This window comes from Legionella tunisiensis, assembly GCF_000308315.1.
GTDB classification, from domain to species: Bacteria; Pseudomonadota; Gammaproteobacteria; order Legionellales; family Legionellaceae; genus Tatlockia; species Tatlockia tunisiensis.
Genome location: NZ_CALJ01000325.1, coordinates 20,066 through 42,229 on the forward strand (window position 1 = coordinate 20,066; position 22,164 = coordinate 42,229).

Genomic DNA, 22,164 nt, shown 5'->3' on the forward strand with positions numbered 1-22,164 from the left:
TTTAAAATAAAATAAAATACAAATATACTAAATGTATTATTCCGTATATTTATATACTTAAAGTATAAATTATACCTAATGTATAATTAGAGTCAACTATTATGGCTATTAATAAAGAAATTGGTATTAGAATAGCTGCTGCTAGGAAGGAAAAAGGGTTAAGTGCTGTCCAGCTATCTAAGTTAACTGGATTTTCGTGTGCAAGAATATCTCATTGGGAGCAAGGAAGGCGGCTCCCCAATTTAGAGAGTGTTTTAGTTCTTGAAAGATTTTTGAGTGTTCCTGCTGCGTATCTGCTTTGTATCGACGATGTTATAGATTCCGAAATTAGCAATAAAGATCAGAGTAATGTAGTTATTTATACTTTCCCAGTTTATAAAATTACAGACGTCGATAAAAGAACTTCTCTGTGGTCTATGAGCGTGGCTATGCCTTATGACTTAGGAAAAGATACTTTATTCGCTGTAAAGCTAGTTGATGATAGTATGGGTAGCGAGTTTTCCAAGGGTGATATAGTTTTATTTAGTGAACAGAAGGAAGCCTATGATGGCTCCCTCGTATTGCTCAAGATAAACAAAACTGGGCAAATTTTATTTAGAAAGTACATTATTGATCATAACAACATTGAGAACCCGATTTATAAAATTACCCCTTTAAATAAGAACTATGACAATATACTTGCTGAAAGCATCGATTTATTTACTATTCTTGGAGTCCACAACAGTAATGGAAAATTATTTTTTAAGATTTTTCAATTGCCCTCTTGAGCTTGATAATTATATCGATATCTTTTTCTCTAAGAAGATTTATATTCAACAGTCTTTTTGGAGGTATTTCTAAAATAGAGGAAAGACTGCGAATGCTGTGATTTGAAATTTTTAGTGTGCGCTCGATAAAGTTCCTTGCTTCAACTGCTACGGATATCATTCATAACCTCAGACAAAATTCTTTGTGATGTGAATTTAATCACCCCTGCGATTGAGTTAAAACATGATTATTTGTATGTTAATATCGACTGATAAAATATCCCCTTAATTTATAAGGGCAATATTTGCTCATATGGTGATTGAAATTATGGAAACTATGAAGGTAGGCTGGACGGATATAAAACATGAAATAAAGGAAGCCAATCCAGAGTTTTATTCCTTGATTAATAAAATTAATCCTCCGGATACTTATCCACTGTTTGTTGCTACTTTTCCTTATGGTGTTTTAATAGGTGATGATCGAAGTCAATTTTTGCCAATAAATAATCAACTCATCAGGATTAATGAGTCGATCTTACCTAAAGATATAGAGCGCCATCTTGGATATGGGAAAATGGGCTCGCCTATGGGGATGGTTCTAAGAAAAACTTTGAATGGTATGTTGATTTACCTGGTAAAAGGGACTCACTTCCGATAATGGTGCAAAAACCAGGGGATTTCTTTAGCTATTCCCGCTTGATTGGTATTAATAGTAAGTTTAATTACTCGCCAATGGGCGTTCTTTTGGCCATGTCAGGGGCAAGAAGTACTTTTTTATTGCCAAGTATTGGCTGTAAAAATAAATTTTCTAAAATGTGCAGGCAATTAAAAATAAAAACTAAAGCACCAGATAACTTGTATGGGCATTTTGGTTTGTTTAAAAAGCTAATAGATAATTGGGAGTTAACTCAAAATAATAAATGGCGCTCGGCAATCGTCTACTTTTCAGAAAGTTGGGTTGATAGGATAAAAAATGACCCTGAATGGGTTAATGTGAAAAATTATTTTTACAATGCTTTTTTAAAAAAGCGATTTATCTAAAAAATCTTCCATATTATCAAATGGGGTATTCAATTATTCTAGAGGAATATAACCTTAAGCCAAACCCATATCTTTTGGATACATTTAAGCACTTGATTGATATCGCTTGTGGTGAAGTTCCTGGTTTTTCTCCTCAAGTATCAGACAGTTTTGTTCCGCTATCTGTATTGCATGAAATTTTTATTAGTAAATATGGGCTAAAAGACATTGTGCCAGCAGTTATGGCACCAGACTATTTATCCCATCAGGAGCCTTGCTCCTCTCCGGTCTACTATTCATTACAGATTCCAACAACAATGAGCTTTTCACCTAAGTCAAAGCAAGTAAGTACTATGGTCTCTTTGAGAGAGATTAAAGAGTTAACAATCGACATTATTAAGGCAATAAAAGAAAAAATTATTTGTTTTCTAATACAATAGTACAGCATATTGCTAATTTTATTGACTTTTCTTTTTTCATAATTCTATAGATATAGATGGTTTAATTTCAAATACCAAAGAAATTGTTTTACATGACAAAAGGTTCTTATCCTCCCCTATTAATACTTATTTAAGCAATAATTTCGCCGATGATTCCAAATTTTTCAGGGGATGTATTCGCGTTTCTCACAAACTTGAAAAAACTTGATTTCTATCTTTGAAATAAAATGAAAGAACTATAAAAAAATAATAAATCCTATAACCCCGCTTAGCAACCATAACATATGATATTCAGAATAATATAGGATGGAACCAGCGAGGTATGATCCTATTAATTTTGTAACGGAATAGGTTGCTTTATATACTCCTAATATCCTGCCTCGCATTTTAATGGGCGAGTATCCGAAAACTATAGATTGTGCATATGTAGTGGAGAGTATTTCTCCGATTGTTAAAATGCAGCAAGATAAAAGAATTTGATATATAGTAGATGATAAATTCAATATTAAAAAAGATAGACTGAACAAGAAAAGACCAGTGCATATTGTCAGGAGTTCATTCGTCTTTGAAAATTTATCTGCCACATATTTTTGGAGAAAAATTATAATTAGTGGGTTTACTGCCATCAAATAGCCCGTGCTAATGTTACCAAAAATATTTGATAGAAAAATTGGATAACCAACACGATGAAAAGAATACATCATACCAATAGCTCCTATTGATAGAAGTCCTAAAGTACAATATAAAAATTTTTCAACTTTGCTATTGTTATTTTTGCTGCTCTCAGAGATTTCATGGATATTAAGGTTTATTCGGCTCGCAGCTAGTGACACAATGAGCATTAATACGGCGATGGCAATAAATATCGATAAATAATAGCCATCCGCACAATATCCCATTAATATTGCGGATAAAAGCATCCCTACATTTGTGATAATTGCTTGCGCTGAAATAATATTAACTCTATCACTGCTGCTGCTATTAAACGTTGAGTTTAAAATATAATGGGATGATGTGATATATAAATAGCTACCCAACCCCATTAACAGCATTAATAATGACATGGCATAAAAATTAGATGTATAGATTAGAAGCAGCAAAGAAAAGCCTTGTATCATCAAACCATATTTTAAAAAATTAATGGGTTGTGTTTATCTGCAATGTAGCCGCCTAAATATCCACCAATGATATTACCTATTGATATAATAGATATTAGTATTCCTATTTGCATTCCGTTCAACCCAATACTTTCTTTGAGAAATAGGCTGATATGAAATGAAATGCCACTGCAAACAGACTGAATACCACAAATTACCAAGAGTAAAATTATGCTTTTACTATAAATTTTTTCTTTGTTTGATTTGATATTAATGCTCATTATTATTTAATTTTATTTAGGTGGAATATACAAGGTTGAAATTCTAGACGCATTTTGTGAGTCAAGTTGGCCTATTACAGTTCTAATGATTTTAGGTGGAATATGAGGATATATTGATGCTTCATAAATAATGCATTCATGATTTTTTCGTGTGTTTTTAGGAGCTTATTTGCTAACAAGCCTAATGAATTAGAGTCATTTTTTCTGATGATTTATTGTCATTTATTATACCGATTTGCCATATTATTAGGTGATAGGTATTATCGATGTGTTTGTCTTCTTTGATAAGAGCATTTGCTTCGATAGATATACATCCCCAGAAAGGGTCTATTTTTAAATCAGCAAGCAAGCAATCAAAGGATGATATTGCTGGTGTAATCGTTAGGCTTATATGTGCTGTACATGCTTGCGATATTAAGTGATCAATTGAATTTGATAATAAAAGCGGATGACCATATACAACAACACAGACGTTATTAAAAATTTTGAACGATTCAAGTACATGATCGGATATTTTTATGTATGCGTTAGCCCTTTCATCCGTTGAATGGTATAGATCGCATAGTGATTGACATCGCTTCGATTTTGATTTTATCCATTGTTCCGTAACCGGCTCATTTACTAAATAAAAACAATATCTGCCTGCTCTATTGCTACTTGGTTTTCTCTATTAATCTGAGAAAGTGCTTTTATTCCACATCCGGTAATTACTAAATTTTTCAAAATTATTTGCCATTTTGATAAAATTCAATATCAGCTTGAGCATCTGCAAATGAAGGATTACCTTGTATTTTATTTCTAATAACGCAGTGATCTATTTCGTTATTTTTTGTTAGGCCACAATTTTCCATTAATTTCTTGGTGAGGCTTTCAACTTCGATTTGATTAAAGGGTGACAGCAATGAAAGATTATTAATTATTGTTGCATTGTTCATGTGATTCCCCTAGTAGTGTTATACCTCAAGTATAACATTATAGTACCAATTTAGTAGATCGCTTTTAGGTTATGTTTTTCGGCACTCTTAGTCCATCCTAAAATAACATCATTTAGATATCAATACGACATCTAAATGATGTTGTACTTGGAGTTAGAACCCCCCTCCTTTTTACCTGCGATTAGGAGGGGAAATTAAGATACCGATTCACAACACTCGCGATCGATATTAATTCAATGTTGTAATGACGTTATTTCGATATCATAATGTAATTATATTGATGTTATTTTAACGTCGTTTAGATGTTATTCGTCAGGCGGCTTTTCATTGTTGGGGTTGTTTAAAAAGTTAATTGATTTGACATTGAAATGACGTTATATTGATATCACAATTTATTGTGAAGGAGATATTTATGATTATTGTATTTGGTGGAGAGAAGGGCGGAACAGGAAAAACAACCTTGGCTACAAATATTGCGGCAGAGCTTGCTTTGAGAGGGAAAGAAGTATTATTGATAGATACTGACAGACAAGAAAGCTCTAGCTCTTGGTGTTTTGTCAGGGAAGAAGAGGAGATTCGACCTCGGATCCCTTGTATCTTAAAATTTGGAGAGACTGTAAGGCAGGAAATTAATGAACTAAAAAATAAATTCAACAATATTATTGTTGATTGTGGGGGAAGAGATAGTATCGAGTTTAGAGCAGCATTGTTAGCGGCAGATAAGGCCATAATTCCAATGAGGTCGACTCAGTTTGATCTTTGGACATTGTCTAGGTTTAGCAAAATTTTAGCTGAGGTCAGAATCATTAATGAATTTCTTCAGGTTGGACTTTTACTAAATGCGGCTAATACAAATCCTGCTGTAAAGGAGCACGAGGAAGCCAAAGAGTATATAAAAGAATTTGGTAATATGGATTTATATTCTACTATCGTAAGAGATCGTATTGCCTTTCATAAGGCAGCAGCAGAAGGACGTTCGGTTAGCGAAATAACCCCAAATGATCAGAAAGCATCCTTAGAAATAAATTCTCTTTATGAGGAGATATTTGGATGAAATTTAAAAAAAGCCAGAGATTGGTGATAGACAAGTAGAAGGTAAAGAAGATTTGGCCAAGGATTTTCTATCCAAAGCAGATCGACCCGCAACCTTTACTTTGAAAGAAGAAGTAATTAGAGGTTCAGCTACAAGTGAGATCAAAACATGGCGAGATGTCTCAGTAAAAAAGACATTACGACATTTAGTTTTAGGATTCCTAAAAAGGATATGCAGCAATTAAAATTTGTATCTCAGCAAACAGGTCTGAGCTTAAATGCTCTTTGTTTAATGGCAATTCAAGCTAATAATAGAAAAATGTTAAAAGATCTAGAAGATGATTTGTAACGTTAATGTAATATCAGAGCAATGTTTAAATGACGTTTATTTAATGTTGTTTTGATGTCAATACAACATTAATTAGATGTCGTTTTGATGTCATTTAAAAACACTAATGTGATGGTTTTTTTCAAAATTTGTTATGTTAGAGTCTGGGTGTAATTGATTTGAGGGTATGAAAAGTGAATTGAATTTAAAGAAAAAGCCCGTATTGACGTACGGGCTTATCTAAGCGATACACGCTATAAGGCGCATATATAATCCAATATCATATTAAATCCTATAGCGTGGCTGTGTCAACTTTTGGCAAAAAAGCTAAGGAATGCTTGCGCATGCAAGAAAGTATGCTGTTGGAGGGCGTGGGTGTTTCTGCGCCGATTAAAAGCTATGTGGAACGACGTTCAGGTCTTAATCGCACGGGCAACTGGTGTGGTCACTGTCCTGACCTTCCCCGTTTTTTCAAAGAGCCCGAATCTCATAAACCAAGACCTAAGATTTTGACGTGGGCAATGGAGTCGTTGCGACGATTTTATACCAAACCGTCTTCTTTTTTCCTGAATTACGTTTAACCCGTCCATCCAAGCGTCGCCAGCGCAGCGAAGCGCGTGAGGCAGTAGCAAGTGTGGCGCAGGTTCTTCTTCACTATACGGAGTTGGCGAGCCTTCGCGTTGGTGTCCCGCATGCCACAGAGGGCTTTCGTTCATTAACGATAGCTTTTATTGCCAAAAAAGCCGGTATTGGGCTTAAGCGTGCGCAGCGAGCCATCGCCGTATTAAAGCGCGGAGGGTATTTAAAGCTGATAGAGCGTTTTGATACGAAGGAGGGGGGTATTGAGGAAGAGAAGCGTTACATTGGTCTTGCGGCGGTTAAAAGTTTAACGCCTTCTTTTTTAAAGCCTGCGGGATTAAGCTGCAGGCGCTTGCAGCGCAGCGCTGCCTGGCGAGAAAGCGTCTTGACAAAAAGAAGAAGCAGCTTGAAAGGGAGGCCGTTAAAGCGCCGGTCATTGAATTGGCAGCCATTGTCGGCGATAAAAAGAACGCCAAAGCCCACCTTGGCAGTTTACTAACCCATCTTAAAGAGGAAGAGCGCAAACAGCGTGAGCAGCGCGAACAGGAGAGGAAACGTCTCCATTCCCTGATAGCCGCAGGCGAGGCGCCTTTCGAAGAAACCTAAGCGTGCCTTTTTGTTCAATGATTGTCATTCCTCGTAACGAAGCGTTCCTTGTCGCCTATAGGGAGCAGTGGAACAGCCAACGCACTTAAGCAATTCATTTTGTAGTGCAAAAACAAACCTAATCGTCAACTAAATGACTTCCGTATGATTTTTTTCAGGGTCGGTTTCTTGTCGTTGTGGATAACAGAAATCATAGTATGACTTAAGTGTCTCTATAAATAGGACTTAAGTGTCTTCTCTTACTAATAGTCCTATTTATTATATCCAGAAGGTATCTGTTGATAACCTTCTCTAAAAGGAATTGACCTTCGGTCAATCTCCCTTTTGATAACGCAATGCGCCATACAATAACATCACCTCATCACTCATCCCTTAGTCGCTATGAAAAATAACTACGTGACAGCAATTTGCAAGGTTCGCTACGCTTTCCCCCTTGCAAACCGCCGTCACTCCGTTAATCACTATAACCGCGACTAAGCGACGAATGACGAGGCAGAGATTTATCTCTTTGACACTTCGCTTTTGCTAAGATAACACATAAGGAATTCGCTTCGCTCATTTTCTATTTTGAAAGCAACAAGCTCGGAAATCAAAGGCAGGTGGATAAATATTAAACAATGTGGTAATTAAAATCAATGTTATCCACAGATTCAGTGGATAACATTGTGATTTAGTGAGGATATCTAATCAGGAATAAAGGTCAAAGGTCGCTCTTCTTGAGATTCTTCTTGTTTAGGGCTGGCCTTTTGTTTTAAAGCAATTGCTCGAAGAGCACGTTCTTTAATAGATCGACTGTCATGTAAAATGTTGTCGGCTTTACTAATGCTTTCTTTTAAAGCCGAGCGTGGGGTCTCAAACAGGCTGGCTTCAACTTCACTATCCAACGAATCAAATTTTCCCACCTGACTTGTCGATAACACAACTTGTTTTTTAAGCACTGTAGATAATTCGGTAACAATTTGCTCGCTCTCCGAAGCTTCTTTTTCTACTATTAAAGAGTTTTGTACAACAGAAACAATTGCCTGTGAAACCAAATCCATCGCCGCTTTCTTTTCTATAAGAATTCCAGAAAGTGATTCTATCTCCTGGTTAAGTTGCTCACCGGCATCGCTCAGGTTACCTGTTGTTGCCAGCATCTTTTGTTGCTGTTCCTGAAGTTGTTTTAACATCCCCTCAAGTCGAATGACCTGACTATGCAGCTTACCCGCTTCAATGCCTAATTGTGCTATCGTTGTGGATAAATTGACGGTTTGCTCTTCCAGCGCAGTAAAGGCCTCATCAAGCTTTCGTTCCATTTCATTAAACGTTTCTATCGATTGCTTTAACTCATCCCTAAGACCATTAAGGCTTTTTCTTATCGATTCCTTATTGGCTTCTTCTACCTGATAATGGTCTGATAGTATTTCACTCAACTTATAATAAGCGCCAACGACCGCGAAAAAGGCTAAGGCATGAACAGCCAATCCCAAAACAATGGCGCCAGCGACTACTTCACCATGCAAGACCTGGCGATCAAACCAGCCTTTCTGCCCATAAAAATACGCCAGCTTTGAAAACTGACTGCTCTTTATCTCATACCACTTTATCGCAAAATCAATATCAATATTCGCGTCAAATAGTTTTAAACGCTCAGTCTGTTTCTTTAATAACTCCAACTGACTCTTCGTTTTTTCTTTATCAGGTCTAATTCAGATTGTGTACCATCAGAAATTACAACTTCCTCTACCAGGGGAATACTCACTTCTTGCGCTTTACTATACATGGCGAATTTCCTTATTTAAAAAATGAGGGTGAGGGGGAACGGCCGCGTTTGTTTTCCTGCGCCGCTTCCAGTTGCTCGGTGAGGGTTTCTATTAATTGGTTTCCAGACGCTACTTCCTTTGTTAATTCATCAATTTTAAGGTTGTATTCGGTTAACTCAGTAGTAAAAGATTGAGATTGTTGTTTAATTTTTAGCTCAAGAGACTCAATTGCAAGGTTTTTTGATGATTTTGCGAAACCAGAAGTGCTATTTGTTCTTTCATTGCTTCTATTTCTTGAGAGGTCTTCTGTTGTTTGATTTCAGAAGAACTTACACGGACTTTTGTCTCCACTAATTCCTTTGATGTTTCCTCAAGGCGCGTATTTGACAAAAGTAATTGTCGCTGTGCCTCATCCAAGGCGACCATTTTTTCATTCAATTCGTGCTGCAAACGGGTAATGAGTTCCTGTTGCGCACGAGCAGTTTTTTCAAGCTCTTCCGAGAGCGGTGTTATTTCTTCAACCTGCCTTTGAAGCTCTGTACTGTCATCACCGACGCCCTGAACAAGGCGTTGAATCTCAGTCTGTTGCTGAACCACGTCAGTATCCAGTTCGTCTTTTCGCTGCTGAATCCCTGTGATTACTTCATCTAAATGCTGCATCCGCTTTGACTCCTGTTCCTGTTTTTCTTTCGTTAAATTAATCAATAAATCATTCTTACGTTTCTCTACACGACTTGGGTCTATCCAGTCACGTACTCCGTTATAAACATACGAAGTCGCCTGATAACCTCCGTAGGCCGCACTTCCCAGGCCAAATGCTTTCGCCCCAACCGCTAGTCCCGCTACAAATACTAATGGCATCTCTGTTCCTTTTGTTAGTGAAAATGAAATAAATAACAGACGGATGCCTTAAAAATGGGCTTTTAGTTCGAGTGGAATTGGCTAACCAATGACTATTGATTAAGTCGAGCATGAACAAACTCCGTCTTAGCAAATAAATTATTTTGCCCTCAACGTCCCTGTTCCTGGCTGCTTTTGTAATAAATGGTTTACCTGGCAGATAAACTTAAATTTCTGTAATGCGCGCCATCTTAGCACCGACAATCGACCTGTCAATCAACGGATTAAAATAAAGTTGAACGCTGCAGTAAAATAAAAGCAGGGTGGTTAAGCGTTGGCTAGTCTGTTGATTAAATAGCGCCTCTTACTATAAGGCGACTCGCAGGCAATGGCGGCATAAGACTACCTCTTTATTAGCGTTGCCGATTAAACTTTGCCTGCCTGTATTCTTTATTACACAAAGTCCTTTTGGAACTCGCGAACCTACTATACCTCTTCGGCACGTAACTCATAAGTTTCTGGGGGCAGCGAAGCTGCCGTTATAACAGATTATTTTGAGTGCATTAGCGCTAACCACTAGAATTTCGTTTCATTTGAAAGTTGGAAGTCCTTAATTTTTTATCCGTCTTGTACTGGGAGAGCGCATACACCGCCCATAACGCTGCCGGTATCCAGCCAATCATGGTTACTTGTAGTAATAAACAAACCAATCCTTGAATGGGTTTTCTAATTGTGAAAAATACTATGAAAGGGAAAAAATTGCTAAAATTAATCGCATAGAAATTCCTTTTTCTTTATTGCACTGAAAAATAACATGTTTTTTAGCGCAATAAAAGCTTGGATTAGTTGAATGACATGCCTAATTCTACAGCAACATATTTGTCCTCCATTTTCCATTTCTCCATTTGGTTATTTCGCTTTTAATTTTATCAATTAATGCTGCTTAGTTCCCAGAATGGGGCGAGTAGGAACTAAAGATCCTAATCGATATTTGTTAGGACTTGAAAACAGATTTGGCTGTGCTTGAATTATTTTGCAAATGAGCCAGCAATAAGGGGTTCCTTGCAGGAAGGTACGAAATTTCCCACTGACCCGCTACAACCCTTTACCAGTCTAGGCTAAAGCCAATAAATCGATTTTTTCATTGCTCATCAATTTTTCTATAACCTCATGTAAATAAAGACATTATTTTTGTTGCAAAATTCATAAATTTTATCAGGGTCACCCAATTCTATTTCTTTTCATCCAATCCACGTTTGCGGAGATAGTCTCTAAGGGATAAATACTTCCCATACCCATAACGACCCCCGGCCGTGACCCTTTTTTACCAGGATCCAGGCCGGGGGTCTAATAGATTGGGATAGATAAGATTATTTATTACCTATTACATTGTTAAAAATATTTTTTCTAACCCAGATCTCAAATAAATAGTTTGTTACAGGAATGGAGGCATGTCGTTTGTAAAAATTTATAAACTATAGTAAAGGCGCCTTTGTTAGCGCCTCCAATTTAAGCGTTTTGTGTCGATTTCCTTAGCGCTTTTTGGTATTGCTTCCATTCTTTATCTTTTGCAAAGATAAAGTGAGCAGCCTCCTCGATGAAAAAGCCGATTTCATCAATATTCGCCCAAGCACAGTACTGTTGAATGGTTTGAAGGGTTTCGCTGCTAATTTCAGCTTTAATTTTTCTTTCTTAGTGCTGCGATTACCATTAATTATTGCCATTGCTAAATATCCTCATTAGTAAACTTTCGATTTATCATAGCATAAGCAAAAAGACTAGCTCCAATTTAGTGACATTTGTTGACTATTCTGTAATTGAAAGTGATTTGCTGGCGTTGGTTTTTGAGGCAAGACAGCTTTCTTTTGCCCTGTTCTGGTCTTTCTTTTTTGCATTACTACCGGAATTTCTATAGAACATTCCCAAAGCAGAATTGTCTGAAATAGAACGTCCTCGGTGTGATAGGATACCAGATGGTAATCACGTTGGTTTCGTTCTTTTGCCATGAGACAAAAGTGCTCATAAGCATCAGAAAAGCATTCAAAAGCAATAAGTCGGCTTTGTCCCAGTTTAGATTTGATGCGCCCATTGGTGACGCAAAGTGTCCAGTCACCTAATAAATCCTTTTCCAGACGAATGACGTAATAGCGTGTTGCCTTTTCAAAACGGATAGCGTGATAAGATTCTGTTAATTTAAAATTAAGACAATGAAGCCAGGGTTGGGCGATAAACCAGGGAGCCATTACCAGGATTTACCCGTTATAGTTTCAATGGCACTCATCTCAGTAAACCCATTTCGGGAATCGGCGATGGATTCTGCTTCATGCATTAAATCATAAATGGTTTCATCCAGCTCTTTTTCATTCGTGTAAGGGATTTTTAAAATGTACTCCCAGCCATCCTTGTCTTTTTTAACCATATCAAAGGGTGAGAAGCAGTCATTTTCTATTTGTCGTCTGGATTCGTTCTTTCCCCGTACAAACTTATTGTTGTTTTCTACCCGTAACCAGATTTCAACGACCGCTATTTTTTAGTGGCTTGGCTGCCAAGGATGGTTTGGTCGGGATTATTTTGGCGGTGGGTTTTAATAATGCGGTAGACGCTGGCAATTCCCATGTTGAGCTTTTTTGCAATGGCAGTTCGAGTGAATCCCTGATTGATTAATTCCATCACCTCAGAAGATTTGGAACGAGCTGTAGGCTTTCGTCCTTTGTACTTGCCTTCCTGCTTTGCCCGTTGGATACCTTCCAGTTGCCGTTCACGACGAAGATTGGTTTCAAACTCAGCAAAGACACCGAGCATATCCAAAAAAATTTACCTGATGCGTTGGAGGTATCGACGGGTTGTTCGAGTGCTTTTAAATGAATCTCTTTTTCTTTTAAATAGTGAAGGAGATTTTGTAAATCAAGAATGCTGCGGGTAAGGCGGTCAATTCGAGTAACCACTAAAGTATCACCTTCGCGAATGTAATCCATACATTCATCCAATGCAGTACGGTCTTTTTTTGAGGTACCACTTTTTTTCTCGGAAAAGATTTTTTTGCATCCTGCGTTTTTCAAAGCATCGAGCTGAATATCCAAATTTTGGTCAATCGTGGATACACGGGCATAACCAACAAGAGCCATTTTATTTTACCATCATTAGAATCTAAATATAGTGATATTAAGTTACCACAAATAAAATTCAAATCCTATTGATAGAAAAAATAAGGTTTTTTAGAAAGATGGTAAAATTATCACAAGGGTGAACCCCTGTGATACTAAATGGCTTTCATAAAATACTTTTTAAAAATCATGGTGAGTTATTTATAGAATCATAACTAAGAGTTTGATCAAAATCGTTAAAGGTTTTGAAGTTAATATGCAAGCAGGTGCGTAGTTAATTATTTACCGCTAATTAAGCGGCGAATTATCTTGAGAGTGCGGTGAATAAACTTTATAATCACATTAAAAATTGCGGTGATTACTATGTGGATACATGAATATCGGAACTGGCCAAATTTCACATGGAATGCTGAAGCGCTGGTTTTCAAGCTAGCTGAGATAAGGCATCGACAAGGCCATTTGCTCGGTCGAATGAAAGGCCTTGGATTTACCTTAAAACAAGAAGCCAGTCTTAATACATTGACTAATGATGTGGTGAAATCGTCAGCTATTGAGGGTGAGAAACTTAATCAAGATGAAGTTCGATCATCTATTGCTCGTCGTTTAGGGATAGAGCGCCCTGGTTTGATATCGTCCAGTCGAGTGGTAGAAGGCATTGTTGAAATGATGCTGGATGCAACACAACAATTTTCAAAGCCACTCACAAAAGAACGATTGTTTGATTGGCATTCCGCATTATTTCCAACTGGGCGTAGTGGAATGCACTTTATTACAGTTGGTCATTGGCGAGGGATGGGCGCAGGACCAATGCAGGTTGTTTCGGGTTCTATAGGTCGTGAGAAAGTGCACTTTGAAGCGCCGAGTGCAGACAGGCTGGAAAAGGAAATGGAAGCATTCCTTACATGGTTTGACAATAATAATTCTATTGATCCTGTGCTCAAGGCGGGAATTGCTCATCTTTGGTTTGTAACTATTCACCCCTTTGAAGATGGAAACGGGCGTATCGCCAGGGCGATTGGCGATATGGCGCTTGCACGCGCTGACGGCGTACCGGATCGTTTTTATAGCTTATCCACACAGATCGAGGCTGAGCGGAAAGATTATTACTCCCACTTGGAAAAACAACAAAGAAGCTCACCAGAAATAACTAGATGGCTAACCTGGTTCCTTGATTGCCTTGGTCGTGCCATTTCAAGTGCAGAAGATACGCTTGGAAAAGTGCTGTTTAAAGCACAGCTTTGGGATAAGATCAATCAGAAGCCTGTTAATGAACGTCAGCGTCTTATCATCAATCGAATGCTGGAAGATGACTTTAAAGGATTTATGAATACATCCAAATATGCGAAGCTTGCCAAGTGCTCGAATGATACCGCTTTAAGGGATATTCAGGATTTGAGAGGACGAAGTATTTTTATCCAGAATCATGGAGGAGGTCGGAGCACTAGTTATAGGCTTGCTGATAAAACTGATGATTTCGTTCAATCCTAACCAAGGGAATAATTCATCCGGAGTGCGATTAATGGCTTTATCTTTATTTTGCAGTAGTGGGGGTAATCAAGAATGGATGTAAGCTTAGCAACTCTTTTAATCGTTGGTTATTTAGCTGGTGGATTAATTACACTTGGCCTTTGTATCAAGAGTCTTCTTAATATAAGACAGCTAGTCAACTATCAAAACATTAATCTGCTGTCCATAAGACCAGATTTGAAACGATATCTAATTTTAAAACCAATTTTTTGGCCATATTTTTTTGCCACCGAAAAAATCCTATTGAACGTTTGTCAGAACTTTTCTTTAGACATTATGGTGATGAATACTTATTTTCAAAATTATAAAATATATAAATTAGTTTTCTAATAAATGTTTTAATTTTCATGATTAAATACCTATTTCCAATAATTAAATGAATTAAAATGCGCTCTCTATATATGTCATATCACGTTATTCAAACTAGGCTCCTTGCTAATAGCCGGTGCGCTGTTTTGAAGTAAATTAACCAAAATTATTCATGGCGCGTAATTTGCTGGTTAATACTTCTGAATTATTCAATGATTGTAATGTATCGAGTAACTCCTGTATTGTCCGATGGTTTTTTAGCAAAGGATTAGCCCATAAAAACAAAATGTCGTCATCAGACAATATTTTTTGCACAATATCTGGTTTTTCTTCCAGTAAAAGTTCTATAGCACAGGCCACTAACCACCGAGCAGTTGATAACTCGCCCTTTGAAATTTCTTCTATGGTTTTTGGCGCAATGCTTTTATCTTTATTAAAAAGTGCTATCGCTTTTTGGTGAAGCTTTTCAGATTTATTGTGAATGGATAATAGCTCAGAGAATACTGCCTGTATTTTCAAGGAGACATCCGTTTTTATATTTTCGGACAGTCCGATTTGATTAAGGATTGTCAGTGCTTGCTGTTTTTTGTCATCAGGAAGGCTTGCTGTTTTAATTTTAAGCTGTCCAATAGCCGCACGTATCATGGCATCATAAACATTCAAATCGAGGTGTTCTTCAAAGCATAGCGTGCTTAATTGATTAAGAACCTCCATGAAACTACTGGGCAATCGGATTCTAAAATCCTTTTGTTCGGACAGCGCTTTTGTTGAGAAATAATGCTCAATCGCTTTGAGATTGTTCATGTAGTGGTTTAATTCAATGGTTTCTTCCTGGCTTAATTTATCCCAGCCATTAAATTCATCGCAGTTATTTGCTTGAAATGAGCCATAGGTTGTTTTTTATCGGCTGATTGCACATGAACTCTAGGTGGCTTATTCATGTTTGCCTTAACGGCAAACGATAATTTTTTCATGGGTCTACTCCTGTTGATAGCCTACTCCCTATAATGGGAGTAGGGTGCTAATCAATATTTATAATCGGGTATTTTTTCTATTCTATTATCAATGAATTCGACTAGTTGATCACAATACACGCCTTTCATCGGTTTATAGGGTATTACTGGCCACACCAGCATGTCTGAAAAGTCTTTATTCAGGTAAAAAGAAATGTCGTATAAGTCGTGCGCCTCATCCAGCTCGATGCAGACAAACCCATCTAAGTATCGCGCATGAACTCTTAGTGCAAGCGCATTGTCGGATAGTTTATACCATTTAGACACGCCCCAAGACCAAACGATGGCTTTATTGGTGTGCAGCAATTGCTGCTGGATAATTTCTGGAATAGTCATTGTGTTCTCCTATGTTTTTACTATGTGTCACTAAGACAAGAACAGTATAACAAGGACGGCAAAAAACATCAATGTTTATTATAAACTAAATTTATAAAATGATTTTATCAAATTAGTTGACAAAAGTACTCTTTTTTGCGATACTGTATTTGTTCCTTGAGAACAATAGTAAAAACATAGGAGAACACATCATGTTACCGATTTTATCAAAAGAAAACTATTTAAATTAGCCCCCTCTATATTTACACAAGACAGTTCCCATAAAACAAGCACTAAGTACTCATCCATCTCTACAGAGCAAATCATTGAAAAATTAATATCGGAAGGTTTTTTCCAACCTGGGCAACTCAGACCAAAAGTTTGAGGCAAGAATCAAAAGCATTTGCAAAACACATGCTCCGTTTTCAACGCCATGATGCTACGCAGAATAATCAGGGGCTTTATCCTGAACTTGTCCTTATCAATTCTCATGATGGCTTGTCTTCTTATCGCTTAATGGCGGGTCTTTTTCGGGTCGTATGCAGTAATGGAATGATTGCGGGGCAATCGTATGACGAAATTAGAATTAAACATCAAGGCGATGTGATTGGCAATGTTATTGAAGGCACTTATAAAGTGATTGAAACCGCGAACACAATGCTTGATGTCTCAGACGAGATGGCTTCAATTCATTTAAATGAGGATGAAAAAATGCTTTTTGCCGAAGCTGCCCATTCACTAAAGTTCTCTGATGATGAAGCGGGGATGATTGTTGCACCTAAAAGTTTATTGCAGCCAAGACGATATGTGGATCAAAAAGATAATGATCTGTTTACGGTGTTTAATGTTCTGCAAGAAAATTTAATTAAAGGCGGGATTCGCGGTCAGCGTTTAAATAAATACGGTTATACCACTCGAACAAAAACGAGGGAAGTAAAAGCCATTGATCAAAATGTGAAACTAAATCGTGCCTTGTGGACGTTGACTGAAAAAATGATGGAAATAAAGAGGTAATTGGGAATTGATAAGCAAAGGGACATCCCTTTGCTTCACTCCTAGAGCAAGTAATGGGCTAACAATAGAAAATAGAGGGCACATGATGAAATTAAGATTATATCACGGGCGCAATACCCCAGAGCAAGAAATGGATGATTGGGGTTTCGAGGGAGCAACACTTAACGGCGTTGATGGGATTATATGGACTTATGGAGTGCCGCGAGTCTACTTTGTTAATGATAGTGCCTTAAAGATAGCTAAAGATTTGACGGGATGGGATGAAGTTGCGGATGGTTTAGAAATGCACGTTTATGAGGATTTAATTAAAACCAAGGATGGGTACTTCGGGGATTGGGAATTAATTTGAATGTAAGAGGTATTTATTTGCTATTTTTATTGTGTACTTTGCCAGTTGCCTGCTTGATGCAGGCATTGGCAATTACCAGTAGGGGTTTCGGCCAGCAAATACCCAAGCACTTTACTTGGTCATGAGTCGCATGAATGACGGATTTTTCATGAAAAAACCTGTTAATGAATCGCGTTAACCGTCAATTGTCTCATTTTTTCTGGCCTGCTTTTTCATTGCCTTCTGATGGGATTTAAAGTCTTTGTCTTTTGCAAAGATAAAATGTGCTGCTTCTTCAATAAAAAAGCCGATATCATCGATAGAAGCCCACTGACAGTAGGCATTGATTTGCGCCAGTGTTTCGGTATTTATCTCAACTTTAATTTTTCTTTTCTCTGTGAACATTTATTGTTAATTAAAGGCATAATCGACTCCATGATAAAAAGACAGGTGCAATGCGAACCGATTTAAATCACCAATCCAAGTAGCTTTAAAGAAAATTTAATTGAATTTACAAGGACTAAGCACTGGACTTAACAGAAGTTAATCCAGCACGGATAACCAACCTGACATTCTCTGCATAAAACACCCTGTTTACCCCCGATAGTTGTTTGATTCAAACAACGCCATCGCAATAAAAAAGCCCCCGCCCCGATGATATATTCGATGGAATCTTTAGTCAGAAAGGTAAAAAACTGCTGATGAAGATTCGTGGCTAATAAAACCAATCCGCCAACCAAACAAACAACACCTGGGGCAAGTGATTTAAACGAGGCTTTAAAGAGGTTATAGGCGAGCGCACAAAGGAGCACTATGCCAATGAGCGAACCAAAGCCTTTAAGGGAGACAATACGCCCTGTATTCTGCATAAAAACGTAGGTTGCAAGGGCTACAAAGGCAAAGGAAAGTTCTTTAACAACCGAATCAATGGCCAGTTTTTCCTTAACATGAAAGAAGGCTTTATCAAGCAGAGAAGGTGCTTTGTAGTTCGTCCCAAAAGGAGAGGATTCGACAGGATAAGAGCCTGTTCCCTGACGAGGAATAAGGGAGGTTCCATAGATTCGTTCAAACTCGGAATGTTCGCTGGAATTCATAAAAAACCCTCCCTGTATCAAGAAAAAATTTTAGAAAAGAATCAGCCTGTTAAGACCAGTCCTCAGATGGTATGATTGTAGCACAATCGAAGGGGTTAGTTAAGGTTGGCGGGATAGGGGAAGCGTGGGACATTTTATAAAAAATGACCACTTCCCCGCTGGTTGAAAATCACCCATCCTCCTCAACCTGACGGCCTGCGGAATAAAAAATAAGAAGAAATGGAATAAAAAATGGTTAAAACAAAATCCATGCGAATCCGCTTAACCGAAGAGGAATGGAATAGCGCTGATTCAGCAAGCACTGCGTTATTTGGAACACCCAATAAAAGCCGCTTAATGCGTAAACTTTTACGCGATTATATTGGTATGGGACCTGATTTAACAGATAAGGAAATCACAGCCTTTCGTGAAGCGATAAAACAGTTAACAGGCATGGCCAGAAATCTTAATCAGATTACCGCAAGAATTAACAGCGATAACAAGCAGGTTTCGCAGTTATCCCCTGACTATATTAGGCGATTATCTTCTCTTGTCCGTGAAGTCAATGAGCAGTTAAAAGGTTATGTTTCGCAAACCATCAACCGCTATCAGGAGGTGGTAAATCATGGGGAACAGTAACAATGACGAGCGTGATTTTCTTGATGATTCATGGCAGACAAGGCGTTTTGTATCCCCTTCACTTACTGAGGAGGAAAAGGAACGAAAAACAAAGAAAGAATAAGGAAAAAATCAGCAGGAATTCATGCGGATTTTAAATACTATAATCGAAACAGGGAGGCTTTATCCTATCAGCGTTTATCCATATCAGAACAGATTCGAATTGCCTCAGGCTTCCAGCAGGCGGTTATTAAAATCACCAGTTATGGCAAAGGATTTGAGAAGGTGTTTAGCCATCTGGAATACATCAGCAGGGCGTTTGATTTGCCGCTGGAAACGCAGGATAAAACGCTTCTTTTAACCCGTGAAGAATCAATGGAATTACTCGCCTCATGGCAGGCGTCCTGCTTTGACAGTCGCAGTAATTCCCGTGATACGGTTCATTACGTATTCAGTGCGCCACCAGGCACAGAACGAGGGCAATTTAAGACGGTTACCCGTGAGTTTTTAAGCGAAGAATATGAAGGAGAACACGACTATTTGTTTGTGGAACATGATGATACCGAGCACCCGCATATCCATGCTGTGGTGTGCATGCGCTCCATTCAGGGAAAAAAGCTTGACCCCAGAAAAAAATACCTGCATGCCATGAGAAAGCGCTTTGCCGAAACATGCCGAGATAATGGCATTATGCTCGCCTCAAGCCGTCGATTTGAACGAGGACTTTCTGGTAAATCAAGTAAATCAGAACTGGTACAGATGCGCCAAAAAAGGCAGCATTTACCGGAGGTAGACAAACGCTTTGTAGCGCGGGTAAAAACGGAGATTGAATCGTCTTTTTCATCGAATGATTTAAGTGCCGATTCACGTCTAAAGCGCCATCAGTTTGTGCGCAGTCAATTCTACGACAGTGCTAAAAAACTGTATGATAATTACATTAACACCGAGGAGTCTAAACGACAGGATAAGGATATTCAGGCCGCTAAATTATTGCTGGATTACGCGAAATCCTTTCCTCAGGAAAAAAGCCGCACTGATTTCCTGAAAGAAAAACTGGTTGAACAATCCATCGATGTTTCAGGGAGTAATCCTGTCAGTCGAATGCCAGAAAGGCTGTTTAGCGCGAAGGAGCAGGATTGCGATCCGGATTTAACCTAGTTATCTGGTGCGTCAGTCTGGAAACAAGCATTCCTGCAGGCAATCGAAACAGCACTGGCTGTAAGTTCTATTGAGATATTTTCTAAAAGAAATCTATAACGATAGAATTCTATTGACGTTTTCAGTAAGATTCTACTGCTTAATCAAGACGACAATAATAATTTTAATGGACATCATGGGCTATGAAAATGCAAATCAGGGGCACTGAGAATCCAAAGAAATCAACGTTACTCTCTCAGAAGGTAATCACCAGAATTAAGGCGCTTTTTTGGGCGGTCGTAGTCCAGTCCGGTTTTGCGGGCTTGATTTTTTAGGTGGTCTGATGGATCCCTATTTAGGACTTTTAGCGGCAGGGGTGTATTTTTTTGGCATTGGTTTTTATTTGCTGTATCACTTTATTGTCGTTAACTCTTCAAAGAAAATTGAACCTTTATGATAAGAAAAATTTTACCCATTTTTTGCTTCTGATTAGCTCATCAGAAGTCACTGCCGGTTTAGTGTCTACGACGGTACATAGCCGCGCCAATTGCTCTAATAACGAATCCATAACGTGGTGGCTTGGCCATCCTTATGATTGGCGTGTTGTCAGCACGCATACAAATATTTACGGCGGCGGCCACCTGATGGATACGGGGTATGCCTATACCTGGAGACAGGCTGCTGTTCATTGGGGTGAGGCACCTTTGGGTGATCATCGATGGGTAGTGACTGGGTACCATTATTTGAAAAGCTATGGTCATGGGAAAGTCCCCTTTGATACAACGACTGTTGGCGATTGCAGTATTTACAATGGGTGGTGGGATCACTAATTCAACAGTTTCAGGCTTTTAGTATAGAGGGATTTAATAACCGAAGTATGATCTGTTTTAAATCGATAAGGATAAAGATGAGAAAATTGTTACCAACCGCATTGCTTATTCTGTTTGCTGCTCATGCAGTGGCAGAGTCTCAGGCTGTATTATCAAGAGAGGACATTGACAGGCTTAATAAAGAGTTACTTGCAAAGGCAGGATTATCTGTCCCTGACTCCACTGAAATAAGGATTGTTTCTGCCAATCAGTTCCTGTTTAAGAATAACTCACGAATCAACCAAAGCAATGACGATGCAGCAAAGGAGATAAGGGATTATCTGGCAATGAACAGGGAGCAACAAAAGAATGGTTTTGTGAAGAGCAGTGAACCCCGCGCCAAAGAATTGTTAGAGATGGAGAAAACCTCTTTATACCATAAGAAAAAGTATAAACATGTTTTTTCCTTTAAAAGTACTCACCTGCGAGCAAGCAGTGAAGAGTTAAAGTTAGCGTATACTTTTGCAGGTGTGCCGAAAGAAGAGATGAACGTCAACATTGGAGTGGCTCCTTATGGTGCTTATAAAGAGGTAAAAAATGGCGATGAGGCCGATGGCTGGGACGGTGCTGTCCAGTTTTTTGTAAAAAACGGTATCGGCTCCTGTGCATTCACAGAGCACAATAGAAAACTGGCTCGAACGGGTGTGGAGCTTATCAAAGAACTGGTAACCTATGATGTGCATGACAAACCAACCGTCATTCTCGTCAGGGGTAACGAGAAAACAGGTTTTGTCTATAAAGTCGAATGGTATGATCCTGTTTTCAGCCGCGAGTTGGAATGTGCCAATACAACATACAGTCAGCAATTGCGTGCCGAGGTAATTGCCCTTGCTAACCGTATAGAATCTTTTCAACAACCGCAATGAGGATAAGTTATGCAGTTGTTTCACGATACTCCCAGTAGGATTTTCAGTGAACATTAATTCTATTTGACGTCAATTACTTTTGCCGGTCAACGACAATTATCTTTGCCGGTTAAAAAATTTTGTTCACGTTTACTTAATAATCGGTATTCACCTTTAATAATTTTGACTGCTCACGATCGATAAGAATATGTTACTGTGTGATTCGTCATTTTTTTGATTTTAATTTATAAGGGAATGAATTTTTATGAACTTGGATAAGTATCTCTACTTAATTGAAAAATCATATTCAAATAATCATGCAAAAAATTTACAAGTAGTTATCTAAACAATAGTCTCATGGATGGG

The 22,164-nt window shown here is 38.2% G+C and carries 29 protein-coding genes and 1 pseudogene; 14 read left to right on the forward strand and 16 right to left on the reverse strand.

Features of this window, described 5'->3' with window-relative positions; all coding sequences use genetic code 11:
• The first annotated feature begins 101 nt into the window (after positions 1–101).
• From BN58_RS19920 to BN58_RS19935, 4 genes are all read left to right on the forward strand, one after another.
• Positions 102–767 (forward strand): helix-turn-helix domain-containing protein, encoded by a 666-nt coding sequence (locus BN58_RS19920; RefSeq protein WP_019218348.1) that lies wholly within the window; start codon positions 102–104, stop codon positions 765–767.
• Positions 768–1,074: 307 nt separating this feature from the next.
• Positions 1,075–1,404 (forward strand): hypothetical protein, encoded by a 330-nt coding sequence (locus BN58_RS19925; protein ID WP_040916823.1) that lies wholly within the window; start codon positions 1,075–1,077, stop codon positions 1,402–1,404.
• Positions 1,404–1,787, forward strand: coding sequence for a hypothetical protein (locus tag BN58_RS19930; RefSeq protein ID WP_026069634.1), 384 nt, complete (start codon positions 1,404–1,406; stop codon positions 1,785–1,787). Before BN58_RS19925 ends, BN58_RS19930 begins: the two co-directional genes overlap by 1 nt.
• Positions 1,788–1,807: 20 nt before the next feature.
• Positions 1,808–2,206: a hypothetical protein gene (locus BN58_RS19935; protein ID WP_156812661.1), complete on the forward strand. Its 399-nt coding sequence runs from the start codon at positions 1,808–1,810 to the stop codon at positions 2,204–2,206.
• 236 nt (positions 2,207–2,442) lie between these two features.
• Here the strand turns inward: BN58_RS19935 and BN58_RS19940 are convergent, their stop codons facing one another.
• From BN58_RS19940 to BN58_RS19950, 4 genes are all read right to left on the reverse strand, one after another.
• The gene (locus BN58_RS19940; protein WP_232220883.1) at positions 2,443–3,324 is read right to left on the reverse strand and encodes an MFS transporter; all 882 of its coding nucleotides are present in this window, start codon (positions 3,322–3,324) and stop codon (positions 2,443–2,445) included.
• 11 nt (positions 3,325–3,335) lie between these two features.
• Entirely contained in the window at positions 3,336–3,584 is a 249-nt protein-coding gene (locus BN58_RS38165) for an MFS transporter (protein ID WP_156812662.1), read from the reverse strand.
• A gap of 181 nt (positions 3,585–3,765) precedes the next feature.
• Positions 3,766–4,179 carry an SAM-dependent methyltransferase gene (locus BN58_RS38170; RefSeq protein ID WP_083852289.1) on the reverse strand — a complete coding sequence of 138 codons (414 nt, stop codon included), beginning with the start codon at positions 4,177–4,179 and terminating at the stop codon, positions 3,766–3,768.
• A 130-nt stretch (positions 4,180–4,309) separates the two neighbouring features.
• Complete coding sequence (locus tag BN58_RS19950) at positions 4,310–4,519, reverse strand: hypothetical protein (protein WP_019218352.1); 210 nt, start codon at positions 4,517–4,519, stop codon at positions 4,310–4,312.
• A 412-nt stretch (positions 4,520–4,931) separates the two neighbouring features.
• Between BN58_RS19950 and BN58_RS19955 the strand changes: the two genes are divergently transcribed.
• Together BN58_RS19955 and BN58_RS19965 are read left to right on the forward strand one after the other, a co-directional pair.
• Positions 4,932–5,573 (forward strand): AAA family ATPase, encoded by a 642-nt coding sequence (locus BN58_RS19955; protein WP_019218353.1) that lies wholly within the window; start codon positions 4,932–4,934, stop codon positions 5,571–5,573.
• Between the two features lie 820 nt (positions 5,574–6,393).
• Positions 6,394–6,957 carry a hypothetical protein gene (locus BN58_RS19965; RefSeq protein ID WP_026069636.1) on the forward strand — a complete coding sequence of 188 codons (564 nt, stop codon included), beginning with the start codon at positions 6,394–6,396 and terminating at the stop codon, positions 6,955–6,957.
• 790 nt (positions 6,958–7,747) lie between these two features.
• Here the strand turns inward: BN58_RS19965 and BN58_RS19975 are convergent.
• From BN58_RS19975 to BN58_RS37320, 7 genes and pseudogenes are all read right to left on the reverse strand, one after another.
• Positions 7,748–8,719, reverse strand: a complete 972-nt coding sequence (locus BN58_RS19975; RefSeq protein ID WP_019218356.1) for a hypothetical protein — start codon at positions 8,717–8,719, stop codon at positions 7,748–7,750.
• A 297-nt stretch (positions 8,720–9,016) separates the two neighbouring features.
• Positions 9,017–9,667: a hypothetical protein gene (locus BN58_RS19985; RefSeq protein WP_019218358.1), complete on the reverse strand. Its 651-nt coding sequence runs from the start codon at positions 9,665–9,667 to the stop codon at positions 9,017–9,019.
• Positions 9,668–10,215: 548 nt separating this feature from the next.
• Entirely contained in the window at positions 10,216–10,419 is a 204-nt protein-coding gene (locus BN58_RS37315) for a YqaE/Pmp3 family membrane protein (protein ID WP_456297463.1), read from the reverse strand.
• 1,005 nt (positions 10,420–11,424) lie between these two features.
• Positions 11,425–11,889 carry a WGR domain-containing protein gene (locus tag BN58_RS19995; protein WP_019218360.1) on the reverse strand — a complete coding sequence of 155 codons (465 nt, stop codon included), beginning with the start codon at positions 11,887–11,889 and terminating at the stop codon, positions 11,425–11,427.
• Positions 11,889–12,065, reverse strand: a complete 177-nt coding sequence (locus tag BN58_RS35545; protein WP_019218361.1) for a hypothetical protein — start codon at positions 12,063–12,065, stop codon at positions 11,889–11,891. The genes BN58_RS19995 and BN58_RS35545 overlap by 1 nt, the downstream gene beginning before the upstream one ends.
• A gap of 104 nt (positions 12,066–12,169) precedes the next feature.
• Complete coding sequence (locus BN58_RS35550) at positions 12,170–12,316, reverse strand: helix-turn-helix domain-containing protein (RefSeq protein WP_019218362.1); 147 nt, start codon at positions 12,314–12,316, stop codon at positions 12,170–12,172.
• A gap of 102 nt (positions 12,317–12,418) precedes the next feature.
• Positions 12,419–12,771 (reverse strand): annotated as a pseudogene (locus tag BN58_RS37320) (recombinase family protein); the annotation flags it as partial.
• Between the two features lie 342 nt (positions 12,772–13,113).
• On the opposite strand from BN58_RS37320, the gene BN58_RS20010 reads away from it, so the two are divergent.
• Complete coding sequence (locus BN58_RS20010; protein WP_019218363.1) at positions 13,114–14,238, forward strand: Fic family protein; 1,125 nt, start codon at positions 13,114–13,116, stop codon at positions 14,236–14,238.
• 504 nt (positions 14,239–14,742) lie between these two features.
• Here the strand turns inward: BN58_RS20010 and BN58_RS27645 are convergent.
• From BN58_RS27645 to BN58_RS20025, 3 genes are read right to left on the reverse strand one after another with little or no spacing between them, the layout of a single operon-like run.
• Positions 14,743–15,390, reverse strand: coding sequence for a hypothetical protein (locus BN58_RS27645; RefSeq protein WP_019218365.1), 648 nt, complete (start codon positions 15,388–15,390; stop codon positions 14,743–14,745).
• A gap of 32 nt (positions 15,391–15,422) precedes the next feature.
• Positions 15,423–15,560: a hypothetical protein gene (locus tag BN58_RS35560; RefSeq protein ID WP_019218366.1), complete on the reverse strand. Its 138-nt coding sequence runs from the start codon at positions 15,558–15,560 to the stop codon at positions 15,423–15,425.
• 51 nt (positions 15,561–15,611) lie between these two features.
• Entirely contained in the window at positions 15,612–15,935 is a 324-nt protein-coding gene (locus tag BN58_RS20025) for a hypothetical protein (protein ID WP_019218367.1), read from the reverse strand.
• A 360-nt stretch (positions 15,936–16,295) separates the two neighbouring features.
• Between BN58_RS20025 and BN58_RS27650 the strand changes: the two genes are divergently transcribed.
• Positions 16,296–16,928 carry a DUF932 domain-containing protein gene (locus tag BN58_RS27650; RefSeq protein WP_019218368.1) on the forward strand — a complete coding sequence of 211 codons (633 nt, stop codon included), beginning with the start codon at positions 16,296–16,298 and terminating at the stop codon, positions 16,926–16,928.
• Positions 16,929–17,010: 82 nt separating this feature from the next.
• Positions 17,011–17,277 carry a hypothetical protein gene (locus tag BN58_RS20035; protein ID WP_019218369.1) on the forward strand — a complete coding sequence of 89 codons (267 nt, stop codon included), beginning with the start codon at positions 17,011–17,013 and terminating at the stop codon, positions 17,275–17,277.
• A 174-nt stretch (positions 17,278–17,451) separates the two neighbouring features.
• On the opposite strand, the gene BN58_RS20040 is transcribed toward BN58_RS20035, so the two are convergent.
• Complete coding sequence (locus BN58_RS20040) at positions 17,452–17,661, reverse strand: hypothetical protein (protein WP_019218370.1); 210 nt, start codon at positions 17,659–17,661, stop codon at positions 17,452–17,454.
• 128 nt (positions 17,662–17,789) lie between these two features.
• On the reverse strand, positions 17,790–18,350 hold the full coding sequence (locus tag BN58_RS20045; RefSeq protein ID WP_019218371.1) for a hypothetical protein: 561 nt from the start codon (positions 18,348–18,350) through the stop codon (positions 17,790–17,792).
• A gap of 231 nt (positions 18,351–18,581) precedes the next feature.
• On the opposite strand from BN58_RS20045, the gene mobC reads away from it, so the two are divergent.
• The 5 genes from mobC (at position 18,582) to BN58_RS20075 (ending at position 21,819) form a co-directional block, all read left to right on the forward strand.
• Positions 18,582–18,968, forward strand: coding sequence for a plasmid mobilization relaxosome protein MobC (gene mobC / locus BN58_RS20050; RefSeq protein ID WP_019218372.1), 387 nt, complete (start codon positions 18,582–18,584; stop codon positions 18,966–18,968).
• Between the two features lie 303 nt (positions 18,969–19,271).
• The gene (locus BN58_RS20060) at positions 19,272–20,105 is read left to right on the forward strand and encodes a relaxase/mobilization nuclease domain-containing protein (RefSeq protein ID WP_156812663.1); all 834 of its coding nucleotides are present in this window, start codon (positions 19,272–19,274) and stop codon (positions 20,103–20,105) included.
• A 268-nt stretch (positions 20,106–20,373) separates the two neighbouring features.
• Positions 20,374–20,541 carry a hypothetical protein gene (locus tag BN58_RS32100; RefSeq protein ID WP_019218375.1) on the forward strand — a complete coding sequence of 56 codons (168 nt, stop codon included), beginning with the start codon at positions 20,374–20,376 and terminating at the stop codon, positions 20,539–20,541.
• A complete protein-coding gene (locus BN58_RS20070; protein WP_019218376.1) occupies positions 20,528–20,914 on the forward strand; it encodes a hypothetical protein in 387 nt (128 codons plus the stop codon). Before BN58_RS32100 ends, BN58_RS20070 begins: the two co-directional genes overlap by 14 nt.
• Before the next feature lie 77 nt (positions 20,915–20,991).
• Entirely contained in the window at positions 20,992–21,819 is an 828-nt protein-coding gene (locus tag BN58_RS20075; RefSeq protein WP_019218377.1) for a hypothetical protein, read from the forward strand.
• Positions 21,820–22,164 lie beyond the last annotated feature (345 nt).

Coding starts and splice junctions, on each gene's coding strand:
- BN58_RS20025 (WP_019218367.1), bottom strand. CDS start 15,935: ATGACTATTCCAGAAATTATCCAGCAGCAATTGCTGCACACCAATAAA.
- BN58_RS19925 (WP_040916823.1), top strand. CDS start 1,075: ATGGAAACTATGAAGGTAGGCTGGACGGATATAAAACATGAAATAAAG.
- mobC (WP_019218372.1), top strand. CDS start 18,582: ATGGTTAAAACAAAATCCATGCGAATCCGCTTAACCGAAGAGGAATGG.
- BN58_RS20075 (WP_019218377.1), top strand. CDS start 20,992: ATGAGAAAATTGTTACCAACCGCATTGCTTATTCTGTTTGCTGCTCAT.
- BN58_RS35545 (WP_019218361.1), bottom strand. CDS start 12,065: ATGGTTAAAAAAGACAAGGATGGCTGGGAGTACATTTTAAAAATCCCT.
- BN58_RS38165 (WP_156812662.1), bottom strand. CDS start 3,584: ATGAGCATTAATATCAAATCAAACAAAGAAAAAATTTATAGTAAAAGC.
- BN58_RS27645 (WP_019218365.1), bottom strand. CDS start 15,390: ATGAACAATCTCAAAGCGATTGAGCATTATTTCTCAACAAAAGCGCTG.
- BN58_RS19995 (WP_019218360.1), bottom strand. CDS start 11,889: ATGGCTCCCTGGTTTATCGCCCAACCCTGGCTTCATTGTCTTAATTTT.
- BN58_RS20010 (WP_019218363.1), top strand. CDS start 13,114: ATGTGGATACATGAATATCGGAACTGGCCAAATTTCACATGGAATGCT.
- BN58_RS19940 (WP_232220883.1), bottom strand. CDS start 3,324: ATGATACAAGGCTTTTCTTTGCTGCTTCTAATCTATACATCTAATTTT.
- BN58_RS35550 (WP_019218362.1), bottom strand. CDS start 12,316: ATGGAATTAATCAATCAGGGATTCACTCGAACTGCCATTGCAAAAAAG.
- BN58_RS19935 (WP_156812661.1), top strand. CDS start 1,808: ATGGGGTATTCAATTATTCTAGAGGAATATAACCTTAAGCCAAACCCA.
- BN58_RS19930 (WP_026069634.1), top strand. CDS start 1,404: ATGGTGCAAAAACCAGGGGATTTCTTTAGCTATTCCCGCTTGATTGGT.
- BN58_RS19955 (WP_019218353.1), top strand. CDS start 4,932: ATGATTATTGTATTTGGTGGAGAGAAGGGCGGAACAGGAAAAACAACC.
- BN58_RS35560 (WP_019218366.1), bottom strand. CDS start 15,560: ATGAAAAAATTATCGTTTGCCGTTAAGGCAAACATGAATAAGCCACCT.
- BN58_RS20040 (WP_019218370.1), bottom strand. CDS start 17,661: ATGTTCACAGAGAAAAGAAAAATTAAAGTTGAGATAAATACCGAAACA.
- BN58_RS19920 (WP_019218348.1), top strand. CDS start 102: ATGGCTATTAATAAAGAAATTGGTATTAGAATAGCTGCTGCTAGGAAG.
- BN58_RS19950 (WP_019218352.1), bottom strand. CDS start 4,519: ATGAACAATGCAACAATAATTAATAATCTTTCATTGCTGTCACCCTTT.
- BN58_RS20045 (WP_019218371.1), bottom strand. CDS start 18,350: ATGAATTCCAGCGAACATTCCGAGTTTGAACGAATCTATGGAACCTCC.
- BN58_RS19985 (WP_019218358.1), bottom strand. CDS start 9,667: ATGCCATTAGTATTTGTAGCGGGACTAGCGGTTGGGGCGAAAGCATTT.
- BN58_RS20035 (WP_019218369.1), top strand. CDS start 17,011: ATGATGAAATTAAGATTATATCACGGGCGCAATACCCCAGAGCAAGAA.